The organism is Microcoleus sp. FACHB-SPT15 (assembly GCF_014849525.1).
GTDB lineage: Bacteria > Cyanobacteriota > Cyanobacteriia > Cyanobacteriales > Coleofasciculaceae > Symplocastrum > Symplocastrum torsivum.
The window spans coordinates 205,352-218,294 of record NZ_JACJNU010000059.1; the positions used below are offsets into that span (position 1 = coordinate 205,352).

The 12,943-nt window shown below is 46.6% G+C and carries 10 protein-coding genes; 4 read left to right on the forward strand and 6 right to left on the reverse strand.

Annotated elements, in window-relative coordinates; all coding sequences use genetic code 11:
• Window positions 1-27: 27 nt before the first annotated feature.
• Window positions 28-1,377, forward strand: a complete 1,350-nt coding sequence (locus tag H6F98_RS23870) for a protein kinase domain-containing protein (RefSeq protein WP_192221199.1) — start codon at window positions 28-30, stop codon at window positions 1,375-1,377.
• Window positions 1,378-1,386: 9 nt separating this feature from the next.
• On the opposite strand, the gene H6F98_RS23875 is transcribed toward H6F98_RS23870, so the two are convergent.
• The 6 genes from H6F98_RS23875 to H6F98_RS23900 form a co-directional block, all read right to left on the reverse strand.
• Window positions 1,387-2,181, reverse strand: a complete 795-nt coding sequence (locus H6F98_RS23875; protein WP_192221200.1) for a Uma2 family endonuclease — start codon at window positions 2,179-2,181, stop codon at window positions 1,387-1,389.
• Window positions 2,135-2,296 (reverse strand): hypothetical protein, encoded by a 162-nt coding sequence (locus H6F98_RS23880; protein ID WP_192221201.1) that lies wholly within the window; start codon window positions 2,294-2,296, stop codon window positions 2,135-2,137. The genes H6F98_RS23875 and H6F98_RS23880 overlap by 47 nt, the downstream gene beginning before the upstream one ends.
• Before the next feature lie 12 nt (window positions 2,297-2,308).
• Window positions 2,309-2,959 (reverse strand): Uma2 family endonuclease, encoded by a 651-nt coding sequence (locus tag H6F98_RS23885; protein WP_192221202.1) that lies wholly within the window; start codon window positions 2,957-2,959, stop codon window positions 2,309-2,311.
• Window positions 2,960-3,219: 260 nt separating this feature from the next.
• Window positions 3,220-3,795, reverse strand: coding sequence for a Uma2 family endonuclease (locus H6F98_RS23890; protein ID WP_192221203.1), 576 nt, complete (start codon window positions 3,793-3,795; stop codon window positions 3,220-3,222).
• A 92-nt stretch (window positions 3,796-3,887) separates the two neighbouring features.
• Complete coding sequence (locus H6F98_RS23895; RefSeq protein WP_192221204.1) at window positions 3,888-7,877, reverse strand: magnesium chelatase subunit H; 3,990 nt, start codon at window positions 7,875-7,877, stop codon at window positions 3,888-3,890.
• A 405-nt stretch (window positions 7,878-8,282) separates the two neighbouring features.
• A complete protein-coding gene (locus H6F98_RS23900) occupies window positions 8,283-9,044 on the reverse strand; it encodes a D-Ala-D-Ala carboxypeptidase family metallohydrolase (RefSeq protein WP_192221205.1) in 762 nt (253 codons plus the stop codon).
• Window positions 9,045-10,078: 1,034 nt separating this feature from the next.
• Here H6F98_RS23900 and H6F98_RS32895 point away from each other — a divergent pair.
• The 3 genes from H6F98_RS32895 to H6F98_RS23915 are packed head-to-tail and all read left to right on the forward strand — an operon-like array spanning window position 10,079 to window position 12,935.
• Window positions 10,079-11,353 (forward strand): DUF4231 domain-containing protein, encoded by a 1,275-nt coding sequence (locus H6F98_RS32895; protein ID WP_199348841.1) that lies wholly within the window; start codon window positions 10,079-10,081, stop codon window positions 11,351-11,353.
• 2 nt (window positions 11,354-11,355) lie between these two features.
• Window positions 11,356-11,598 carry a hypothetical protein gene (locus tag H6F98_RS23910; RefSeq protein WP_192221206.1) on the forward strand — a complete coding sequence of 81 codons (243 nt, stop codon included), beginning with the start codon at window positions 11,356-11,358 and terminating at the stop codon, window positions 11,596-11,598.
• A 26-nt stretch (window positions 11,599-11,624) separates the two neighbouring features.
• Window positions 11,625-12,935 (forward strand): lipid-A-disaccharide synthase, encoded by a 1,311-nt coding sequence (locus H6F98_RS23915; protein WP_192221207.1) that lies wholly within the window; start codon window positions 11,625-11,627, stop codon window positions 12,933-12,935.
• Window positions 12,936-12,943: the final 8 nt, after the last annotated feature.

Genomic DNA, 12,943 nt, shown 5'->3' on the forward strand with positions numbered 1-12,943 from the left:
CCCAGATCCAATAACCAACAATCAATAATGATGCTACAAGCAGAACAAGTACTTCAAGGACGTTATCGACTTCAACACAAGCTAGGACAGAATCCCTCTCGTCAAACTTGGTTGGCGCAAGACATCCAAACATCACCAGCACAAAATGTGGTTGTCAAGTTGCTAGCTTTCAACCCGCAGATGCACTGGGACGAAATCAAGTTATTTGAGCGCGAAGCGCAAGTTCTCAAACATCTCAACGATCCTCAAATTCCCAAGTATCACGATTACTTCTCAATAGATCAGCATACAGGTGGTGATTTGCCGTGGTTCGGCTTGGTGCAGGAGTACATTCCAGGGAACTCTCTGCAACAACTGTTGGACAAGGGAAAATGCTTTACCCAACTCCAAGCGCAAAGGATTGCCCGACAGGTTCTGAAAATCTTGATTGGTTTGCATGAACTCAGTCCACCTGTATTTCACCGTGACATCAAGCCCAGCAACTTGATTTTGGGAGAAGATGAACAAGTTTATCTTGTAGATTTTGGCGCAGTTCAAGATAGAGCTACCGCTGAGGGCGCTACGTTTACAGTGGTGGGAACTAGTGGCTATGCACCGCCTGAACAGTTGTGGGGAAGGGCAGTACCCGCATCTGACTTGTATGCCTTGGGTGCGACACTCATTCATTTATTAACTGGCATTGCACCCGCTAACTTACCTCAACGTCAGATGCGGATTCAGTTTGCCGACAAAGTGACTCTGGATGCTAATTTCATTAGCTGGTTGGAAAAACTGACTGAACCTGCCGCAGAACGACGATTTGAATCAGCGCGTCAAGCGCTTGTAGCGCTACAAGCTGTTTGTTTTCCCAAACAGGAACCTGCCCATCATCCTCTGGGTGGTGCAGCTGACTATGGCCGTCTGGCAAGCTTAACGGTTCTCCAAGTGCTAGGTGTTGGGCTTTTCGCCACGCTTTTGCCCAGATTTCTTTTTGCCCCTCATCACCCTCCGCAACCGGAAGCAAAAGTCAATGTTACGGCAATGAACCGCGCTCAGCAAGCCTACCAATTGGAACACAAGAGTTTTAGTGATTCTGTAGTGAATTTGGGAGTTGGTGTTCCGACTCAGAGTGATACCTATGACTACTCGATTCAGATGAGCGATCGCGCCGTATTCAATTATGGGATATCCCGGCAGGACAAGCTCAAGAGTTATGTTGGTGGCGTATTTTCCATCCCTGCCACTGACTTTGATGTGAATGCCAATCCCAAGAAAATCATCACGATGACGATTTTGTGTGAAGAAGCAGAATCAGATGGAGATCTATCAATATCCAATCCAACCTATCAGAATGGTGAAATTGCTTGTGGTGTAGGTACGGCTGAGTCGCGTGAGTGATGAGGTAGCTTACGCATCTGGTTCAATACCTGCTGCTCGCAACTGTGCAGCCAATCGCTCTGCTCTTTGACGTTCCTGTTCTAAGTGTGATTCAGCTTGCTCTGCTCTTTGACGTTCGAGTTCTGCTTGTTCATGACCTGTTAACAATAAATTCCCCTGCTCATCCCACCAGCGCAACCAAGGAAGCTCGGAATTCTGATATCGACCTTGCCAAATTCCCAACTCAACTCTCAAGGTTGAAATAGGATAGTGACCCCTCTCATTTGCTGTTACTAACTGATACTGACCTGCAACTAAGCAATACACCTCAACCCTGGCGCAATTAACTTCGTAAATCCCGTAATAAGCTGGGCGAATCACTTGTTCGTAAATCCAGTATTTTCCAGGTTTCTGAGTTCCCTGTTGCTCGGCGCGGGATAGAGGAGTACTATTGCGTTCCTCTGACCCGTCTCCTGAAGCAAACTCTATAACAATGAAGGGTGGAATTAACTCTTGCCACAACACATAAGAACGGCGAATTTGACCATTTAAAGTTGGCGGTACATTGGGTACATAAAACCAATCTGGTGCTTCTGCACCTCGCTCTGGCGGGTCAGTTAAACGCCAATAAATTCCACAATCTTGGCCAATACAATATTGCCCATCGGGATGGCGCTGTTCCAAAATTGGTTCGATTGAGTCAGTTAAGAGGATGCTTTGGGGATGCTCCTGAAAATTTTTCACAAAAGTACCATCTGACTCTGGTAGTTGCGTATGGTCAGGTAGGGCTGTAGTTAAAGTGGATGGGTTGACAGCAGAAGTCATAGAAGTATTCATACAGCGACTCTAGCTTCATCGTACTGTGATTAATATTGGCTGAATTATCGGATGAAGGCGATCGCACGTTGTAGAAGATGGACGCGATCGCATACACCAGCACTTCCTCTTCCTATTAGCTTCGTAACTGCTGCCGCACCCATTCCCTAAACTCTCGCAGTCGAGCATTTTCACCTTTTTGAGCGTCTGGTTGCATAAATCCTGCTAACTCTTTTACTGGAAACGAGTCAAAAGCCAGACTAGTTCCGCGTTCGACATAACCCGTATCGCTCAGAATGTTGACTGTAAGTTTGCCCTTTTGCCAACGCCAAACCTCTGGCACCTTTAGTTCAGCGTAGACTGCCATCTTATCGATTGATGAGTGAGTTGCATCGATCTCAATTGCTAAGTCGGGTGGTGGGTCAACTGTAAGGTCAATTTTTAACTTGCCGCGAACTAAAGCTTCGTTTTGGATATAAAAACATTCATCGGCTTCAATGCCCGCCGTTTTGGATTGCGATCGCCAAGTTGTCGATTTCAACCCTACAATTTCCATCCCAAGTTCTTCAGAGAGTGCTGCTACCAGCCGACCAAGAGTCCAACTATACCTTTCATGTTCTGGTAAGGGTGTCATCAGTTCTAGAGTTCCCTTGTAGTAAGTCATGCGAAGACTTGGATGCTCTGCAAAGACCTCTAGAAGTTTCTCATACATTTCCCAACTAATGTCAGTCAGGACAAGGTGGGAACCTGCGGTTGGTGGTGTGGCTGGGGTTAGGGTCTGAGCCATGATTTGAATTTAAGCATTCATCTGACTACAAATTTAAGCCAATTACTCAAACTTCTATTCAAGTTTTGAGTGTTGGGCGATCGCACTTTGGGAAAGATAGACGCGATCGCATTCACTGACACAGAACAGGCAATCGCTATTCTGTCTTCATCAACTATGCAAACAGAAAGCAACCTTAATAATCCTTTCAAGTTCTTTTATTGTGGCTATACAGAGGTAAGCACACTTCCTAAAGTAATGCAATTTAAATGACGATTAGCTTACCAGATTGGTTCGAGATTAAGGACAAATCCAGGTAGAACATTTTCCCCTGATAAACTAATAGGAGACTCAAGCACTTCAACATTCTGACTTGGACGATAAATTTCCACTTGCCTAGATTTCCGATTAATTAACCAACCCAAACGAGCGCCATTATCTCGGTATTCCTTCATTTTCTCCTGAGTGTCTTTCAAGCTATCGCTTGGAGAAAGTAACTCAACCACAAAATCAGGGCAAAGGGGAGCAAATTTCGTTTTTTGTTCGGGAGTTAAAGCATTCCAGCGTTCCAATTTTACCCAAGAGGCATCAGGAGAACGATCTGCACCTAATGGTAGTTTAAAACCACCAGAGGAATCAAAAACTTTACCCAGTTGAGTTTGCTCATTCCAAACCCAGATTTGAGCAGTTAATCCAGCATTACGGTTGCTGGTTTCTCCCCCGGTAGGTGGCATTATAATTAATTCTCCCTTTGAATTACGTTCAAATCTGAGAGTTTCATTATCCTGACATAGCTGATAAAATTGCTCGTCTGTCAGTTTAATAACGGAGTTAAAGTTGACGGTTAGAGCAGTCATAGCGATTTTTATTTAGATTTTCAATGATTCGTGAAGGCGAGATTCCCGACTTCTTAGAGAAGTCGGGAATCTGAACCTCTGATAAGTTACGACTATTCTATTCCTTCAATTCGGTCTTCAACCTCCTGATACAACTCACGCAACATCTGCAAATTACTCTCACTCGTCTCCCAATATCCGCGACCATTCACTTCCAGTAAGGTCGATACAACCTTGCGGAACGAATGAGGATTCAGGTTCATCAACCGCTTCCGCATTTCTTCATCCTGGATAAACGTGGTATTCGTATCCTCGTAAATCCAGTTATCGACAGCACCAGCAGTTGCAGACCAACCCATCGTATTCACCAACCGCTTCGAGAGTTCCCGTACTCCCTCATAACCATGACTGAGCATTCCCTCGTACCACTTGGGATTGAGTAGCTTCGTCCGGGCATCTAAACGCACGGTTTCCGAAAGACTGCGGATTTGGGCATTTGCCGTAGTGGTATCGGCAATGTAGGACGCTGGTGTCTTACCATCTCCCCGCAGACTGGCGACAACCTTGGTGGGGTCAGAGTCGAAGTAGTGGCTGACATCAGTGAGGCTAATTTCAGCAGAGTCGAGATTTTGGAACGTGGCATCGGCTGTTTTGAGGGCTGTCTCAAAAATTTGCCGATTTTGTTCCATCGTGCCTGGGTTATCGGAGGTGAAAGCAAACGATTTCCGTGCCAAGTACATATCCTGCAACTCAGCTTCGCTTTCCCAAGTGCTGTTTTCTACTGCCAGGTTGATATTCGAGGAGTAGGAACCGGAGGCATTGGAGAAGACGCGAGTAGCAGCTTGCCGCAAGTTAATGCCCATTTCCTGCGCCTGTTGCATCGCGTGTTTGCGGACAAAGTTCATCTCTACAGGTTCATCTGCCTCGGCTGCCATCTTCACGGCTTGATCGAGAAGATTCATTTGGTTGATGAATAAGTCGCGGAAGACGCCGGAACAGTTGATAACAACGTCAATCCGAGGACGACCTAACTCTTCCAGGGAAAGCAGTTCGAGTTTGTTGACTCGACCAAGGGCATCCGGTACAGGTTTAACGCCTACCATCCACATAATTTGTGCCAGAGATTCGCCGTAGGTCTTGATGTTATCTGTACCCCAGAGGACGCAGGCAATCGTTTCAGGCCAAGCACCGTCATTTTCAGCCCGTTGACGAGCAAGAAGCCGATCTACGACGATTTTGGCTGATTTTACGGCAGCGGTTGTGGGGATGGATTGAGGGTCGAGGGCGTGGATGTTCTTGCCAGTGGGTAGAACATCGGGGTTGCGGATGGGGTCGCCGCCGGGGCCAGGGATGACGTATTCACCTTCTAGGGCTTTTAGCATTGCCCCTAGTTCGTTATCGGCAACGATTTGCTGAAGGCAGAATTCCAGGTACTCGAACAGGGGTTTGAGTGCTTGGGGGTCTACCTTGGTGTAACCCAGTTTGTGCATGGCTTCAATCCAAGGCTCTTTTTTACCCATATTGAGGAAGTTGAGCTTGGAGACTTTGGAGACGCGACCATCGGCATCGGCTTGCGCTTGCACGAGGGCAGCAACAGCGTCACGAGTTGCTAGAGTGATGTCTTGCAACAACTGGACATCTTCTAAGAAGCCTTTGTCATTATTTTGGTAAATCTCGTCAATGTCCCGCCCAATATTGTTGGCGATAATCCGAGGTAGAGAGAGGATTTCGTCTTCGGGACGGTCGAGACTAGCGATATTGACCAAAGTTGCGATCGCTTCTTCCGCAGTTGGCGGCTTCCCAATCACATGCAACCCACAAGGCAGCAACCGAGACTCAATCTCCATCAGCTTCTTGTACACCAAGCCGACCAAAGTATCCCGTTCCTCAGCCGTCATTGCACTGGCATCGTTCTCTGGCAAGGCGATATCCTTATCCAGATTCACCAAGCGGCACTTGTCCATAATGGTGTTAACGATTGGAGTACCACGCCCAGTATCTTTCAGGGTTTGGTAAGAAGCAATTAACTCACTTAATTCCTTCAACCCCTTATATAAGCCTGCATTTTCAGCGGGTGGAGTGAGGTAGGAAATCGTCGCTGCATAACTGCGGCGCTTAGCAATTGTCGCCTCACTGGGATTATTCGCGGCGTAGTAGTAGAGGTTAGGAGTTGAGCCAATTAAGTTATCTGGATAACACTCCCCAGACATCCCCATCTGCTTACCCGGCATGAATTCCAGTGAACCGTGGGTGCCGAAGTGCAGCACGGCATCAGCTTTCCAGATTTGCTCCAGATAGGTGTAGTAAGCCGCAAATCCGTGGTGAGGGCTTGCCGAACGGGAGAACAACAGCCGCATCGGGTCACCTTCGTAACCAAACGTCGGTTGAACCCCAATAAAGACATTACCGAAATGCTTGCCGTAAACCAGCAGATTTTGCCCATCACTGTTGAGATGTCCCGGTGGTGGGCCCCAATTTTCTTCCAACCGCGTAGAGTAGGGTGTTAATTCCTCATACTCCGGCACTGACATCTTGTAAGCGATATTCAGTTCAGGGCTAGTGTACTGTGCTTGGGCATCGTGGATGACTTCTAGCATCAGCTTTTCGGCTGATTCTGGCAAGCCTTGGACATCGTAACCGTTGTTGTTCAGGGCTTCCAGCAGTTTATAGATGGAACCGAATACATCAAGGTAAGCAGCAGTACCAACGTTGCCCTTATCGGGTGGGAAGCTGAAGACGGTAATGGCAACTTTCTTCTGAAGTTTCGGCTTGCGGCGCAGATTTGCCCACTTCATCGCACGTTGGGCGATCGCTTCGATACGATCTTGGAGTGCGATCGCTTTTCCTGTTGTCCCATCTCTACCCGACAAGATAATCGGCTCAATCGCCCCATCCAGTTCTGGAATCGCAATCTGCAACGCCACTTGAATTGGGTGCAGACCCAAGTCGCTATCTTCCCACTCCTGTGTGGTTTGGAACACTAATGGTAGTGCCACCATGTAGGGGCGATTCAACCGCTTTAATGATTCAATTGCCTTGGGATGGTCTTGCCGTGCAGGTCCACCCACAAGCGCAAAGCCAGTCAGGGAAACCACAGTATCCACCAGGGTTACTCCCCCTTTCCCCTCTTTCGCAAGCTGGGGATTGTCATAAAAATAGGCATCCACTGGTTTCGAGAAATCCAAACCTCCAGCAAATACCGGGATGACACGAGCGCCCATCGCTTCGAGTTCCTGTACCATTGCCACATAATGGGCATCATCACCTGTGACGAGGTGTGTGCGTTGCAGTACTAAACCGACGCAAGGTGCTAAGGGGTCTTTTAAGTCAGCAGGGATATCCTTACGGCTGTTGTACCAGTTCAGGTACTCCTTGACATCCTCAAACATCGCTGGTGCTAGAGGGTGCCAAATGCCCATATCGGGGTAAACAACTGGGTCTTTGAAGCTCAGTTGACGCCCCTTCATGGCATACTTATCGGCGAGCATCAGCAGGAAGTTCTCCAGGTTATCTGAGGAACCACCGAGCCAATACTGGAAGCTGAGCATGAAGTTCCGAGCATCCTGTGCTTTGTCCATTGGTAGGTACTTCAGGACTTTGGGCAGGGTTTGCAATAGCTTCAGCATCCCGTCTTGGAACGAGGAACCGGATTTCTCCTTACGCTTCCGCATGAATTGCGCGATCGCACTTTTGGATTGTCCCAGTTGCGCCATTGAGAAGCTACCTAGCTTATTTAGGCGCATCACCTGAGGCATAGAGGGGAACACTACAGCCGCGTCAAGGCGATCGCGGTGCGGTTCGACTGCCGCCACAACCTTGTCAGCTAGGTCTTCAATAAAGATTAGTGAAGCAATAAAGATATTAGCTTGGGCAATATCTCGCTTAAAGTCCTCGTAGTTTCCCTGGTCGCGGAGTTCCTCGATCAGGTAGCCGCTGATTTCGATCGCTAAATCTGGCTGGTTTTTGTTAATTGAGCCAACAGCGGCTGATAGGGCACTCTGATACTGTGGCTCCAGCACGACATAGACCACCTTAAGCAAATGACGCCCATTCAAAGCATCCGGGGTAATGTGTCGAATGGTGGACTTGACGTGAGTGAACATGCGGTAAGGCTCCTTATGATGCGCGTTCTCTTCTCATCATCTGAGGTCAGAGGAGTAAGCCACTCTTTGAGTAAGGACTCACTCTTCAAGAACTCAGTTTTTATTTGGCAACATAAGTGTTTCTACCAAAAAATGCTTACCAGATGGAGGTTTGAGCCTGTATCTGACACAATTCGATAGGATTTTTGAGACGTTTCTTTACATTGATTTACAAATACTGAAGCAATCACTTACAATTTATTGTTAAAAAAATTAATATTAATATGTTTGACAAAAAACGCAAGAAGTGTTTTTTTGATCTGCATATGAAGAAAAACTGAGTTAATGAACACAGTTTTAGTTAATTCTTATGCAAGCAGGGGATATGTTAATCCCCCTAGACTTTAACGGCTATTTTTCCTGTCGTTAAAATCCATAACTCCACCTATCACCCTTTCCTCGGCAGTCAATGTGAGTGAAACATGACGCTGATGCGAGTCCCCCGCGATTGCCCCACCAGGCATCTAATCGACGATGGGTTTCCTTCGGGTGTATTCCTTGTACCACAAAATCAACTGCATCGCCGGATAAGTGGCGCGATCGCGTCGCTCCCCCAGCTTTGCGATTACTGACTGGATCACGATACCAGGAGTTGATAGTGATTGGTCTTCCGCCCATTAAGTCCCGGACTTGCTCCATGGCATCGGCAACCTTTTTAAAGCCTTCTACAATATCGCCTGATACAGGAATTCGGGTTCCATTTTTTGTTGCTTCAGCCCAACTAAAGTGTCCCCCCGGAAGTATGGGTTCACCTAAATATACGACTCCTAGCTTGGGAACAGTAATCGGTCTACCCCGATCAGGTTCACTGATTTTCGTTTCTGGCTTGACAACAATGTCTTGCGGCTGGTTTCGATCGCTGTCTTCATCAACTTCGTCATCGAGTTCTAGCAGCATATCAATAGTAGACTCACCTAGCAAATCTGGATAACCCAAATGAAACTTCTGCTTAAACTCGTCAAACGCCCGCCGGGTTTCCTCAAATGTCTGCTTTCCTGGCTTGAGAAATCTACCTTTAACTAGGAGAGTTTGTATCTCCCGTGCCAGTTCTCTGTCATTAATATCCTGAATCTGGATGGTACCGGTCAATTTACTAAGATTGGGAAATTGCAGTGGTTGCGTAGTCATAATGAATGGTAGTTAACCCTAAATGAACTGTGGCTAAGAGATGCCCTTATTGGCTCACTTTCTTTTATATCAATCTCAGCTAGAAAAGTGGTGTAGAAAGCTGGTTGACTGATGAAGCGATCGCCACAGACAGTATTGCCAAGTCTGTATTACAGCGTAACGACTTGCGCTTACCCCTTGGACAAACAAACTAAGATGCGATCGCTCTTCGGGTGTTGCTATGGGCAATCATCAAATTGAGAGGTTATCAATGATAAAAATAAAACTTTAGCTGTGCAAGGAATGTACATAAAAGAACAGTCTGGGTCTACTTCGCTCATCTTAGCGAATTCCTTCTAGCCATTATTTCTACTCGAAGCCGCTACAAAATTTCAAGATGCTTAATCAATTTTGTGGAATTCGTCAATGAAATTAAAATTTTTGTGAACTTAATACCTCTTTTTCTAAACTATGAGAGAATAATTACGTGAGAAATTTTTACTATCTTTGAAAATGTGGTTTCTTAAAGTTTGATTCTTACAGCCAAAGGAGGGTTGACAAGCTTTAGAGAAGAAATGCGTTTTTAGATTCTTTTGCAGAGGCATTTGCATGGGTTAGATAGAATGGCTGTATGATAACGATCCAAACGTTAATTAAAAGGCTATTTAAAATAATATTCTAGAGAAAGCTTCACAACTAACTCCTGAGAAGAATTGTTGACTAAAAAGTGCGACCATCTACCTCGTGTGGGAGAAAGAATGACTGATGTCATCTGTTCAAAGTAAAGAGGAAAGGCAAGCTGAGTTAATCATTAAGAACACTAGGGCTTATGCCGCGTTCAAACGCTCCATGCTGCTAATTCAAGGTCTTAAGTCTTTTTTTGCTAAGCTTGCTGATTCCTTCATAAGCTCTTTAGAGCTAGTAAACCAGATTGTATTGGATTTTTTATTGACAGTAGGTTTTTTGATGGCATCAATGATCAAGCCCTACTTCTTATTTTGCAGGTTTAATTTGTCTTCATTCCATTGAATTAAGCTTATGAGCTATTGAGTGATATGGCGAAAAATTCATACCAGAAATTTCTCAAAGGCACCTTAGTAGGGATGATTGATCGCCTTGATATAGACGAGTTTCGCAAGGATGCCCTGAAATCCCGATGGCTCGACCAACTCCTGTGGTTAGAGAGTAACGCAGGCAAGGCGAAGAAGCGATTCTACACGGCTAGACTAATAACCATTGTTGGCGGAGTCATTACTCCAGCTCTTGTTACTTTAAATTTTGGTCCATTGAAGGAGGTATTCTTGTGGAGTGCCTTCGGCATGTCCCAAGCCGTTGCTATCTCCGTCGCAGTAGAAGAGCTTTTTGGCTTTAGCGGACGCTACCGCACATTCAGAAATACAGCCGAAGGGATGAAGGTAGAAGGGTGGCAATATTTTCAGCTTGCTGGACAATATAGTGTCTACCGCTCTCACTCTGCTGCCTATGTCGAGTTTGCTAGTCGCGTAGAAGCGATGATTAAGCTAGACATTGAAGGATACATGGCTCAAGTCCAGCAAGCCGATGCAGCGACACAGCAAGCAAGGGATGAAGCTAGAGCGGCGGCAGTTGGAACAACTGCTGTTACCATAGAACAGCTTAATCAGATTCTGGAACAGAAAGCGAGAGAACGGGTATCGACACCACCGCAACAACCGAACGAATCGGAACTAAGGCAGCCAGAAACGGCATTAGTCGGTGCAGAGGGTTCATCACATACAGAGAGCAACGGGAATGGCAATAGTCAGCCGAAAGGTGACTTAAGCGTGTGGGATAACGTTATTGAGATTGAGGTACCAGATGCCAAGCCAATACTCACACCAGTGCAACAGCCTAGTAACGACAACCAGAAGGGGCGAAAAATCAATACGGCTGGAATTAAAATCCTAAAAGAGTGTGAGGGACTGAGGCTCAATGCCTACCAGTGTCCGGCGGGAGTGTGGACAATTGGCTACGGTTGCACTCATCAAGTCTTGCCTGGAATGACTATCACCGAAGCTGAGGCGGAGGCTTTCCTGAGGAAGGAACTCGCTAAGTTTGAAGAGATAGTGGAGCGTATACTCGGTCACATTCCTCTGAATGACAATCAGTTCAGCGCTCTGGTCAGCTTAACTTTCAATTGCGGTCCGGCAACAATTGAACAAGGAAGCACAATCCGACGCAAGCTGGAAGCTAGGGATTATCAGGGCGCTGCTGATGGATTCCTTTTGTGGAATAAGGCAGGAAGACGAGTGCTGCCAGGATTGGTGAAGCGCCGAGAGATGGAAAGAAAGCTGTTTCTGAGTGAGGTTTAACAATGGATAACGAGTACCCGGAGCGCTCTGATCGCTATACAGAATCCTTCCCAGATTCTTACACAGAGCGAGAATCCTTTCCAGAGTCTTACAGAGATCGGAGTCCTCGCGTTGAGGTTGACATGCTAGTTGAACGGCTTGATCGGCTAATCATTGCGATCGAGAAGCAACAGGAAAGCCACAATCGCTTAATGAGTATGCTAGAACGTCAGATGACGGTGATTGAGAGGCTACTACTGCGGTAGTCTCAGGGGAAGGTTAGTATCCTGTAATGCAATCGACTGATATTCTAATTCTCTCGAACGGGCCAGGAGAAGTGACAACCTGGGTGCGTCCTGTTGTTAAAGCCTTGCGGCAACAGCTAGGGGATAACCGTGCTGTAGTACGTATCTCAGTTGTCCTATCACCTTGTCCAAATGCAACAGGGAAAGAAGCTGCGATCGCAAAATCTTACCCTGAAGTAGACCGAGTTCAGGGGGCAGAACATTTCTTTCGGTTCTTATTGTGGGGAAAGACTGCGGAAAATTGGGATTGGCACGAAAAGGGTGTAGTTGTCTTCTTAGGCGGCGACCAATTTTTTCCCGTAGTTATTGGCAAGCGGTTGGGCTATCGCACTGTTGTTTATGCTGAGTGGGATGCCCGTTGGCATGGTTGGATTGACCGCTTCGGCGTTATGCAACCCAAGATTATTGCCCAAGCCCCGAAAAAGTATGCTGATAAATTGACTGTCGTTGGAGATTTGATGGTAGATGTGGGAATTGGGAATGGGAAAGTGGGAATCAGGAATTGGGAAGATTTAGGCTCAACTCTTGCTTCCTCTGTTACTAATTCTCAATCTTCAATTGAACTAATTGGTTTGCTGCCAGGGTCGAAACCTGCAAAACTCACTCAGGGTGTACCGTTGACTTTAACGCTTGCTCAATACATCTATTCGTGCAGACCCCAAACTCGTTTTGTAATTCCTGTTGCTCCAACGTTGGATTTATCGACTCTGGCTCGTTTTGCCGACCCTCAGCAAAATCCTCTGATTCGACAGTTGGGATGGGGTGAGGCTGAACTCGTTATCCCCTCTGGTGACACTAGTAACCGACCATTTCTAAAAACTCCCACTGGCTTGTGTGTAGAACTCCGGCAGGAATATCCTGCCCACGACTTGTTATCGCAATGTCGCCTCTGTCTAACTACAGTAGGCGCTAATACGGCGGAGTTGGGTTCTCTGGGGGTACCGATGATTGTCTTGCTGCCTATGCAACAACTAGATGCCATGCGTTCTTGGGATGGATTACCAGGAATTTTGGCTCGGATGCCAGGAGTTGGCTCTGGCTTTGCAAAGATAATTAACTCTATAGTTATACGGCAGGGGCGTCTATTTGCCTGGCCAAATAAATGGGCACAGGCAGAGATTGTACCGGAACTGGTGGGTAAACTTGAGCCGCACTCAGTTGCACAGCTTGCCCTTGACTACTTAGAGAATCCCCAGAAGCTTGAGGAAATGCGATCGCAACTTCGCGCTGTTCGAGGTCAACCAGGAGCAGCACATAAACTCGCTCAGCTTGTACTGGAAGAACTTAACTTAGTTTAGTCGTTGAA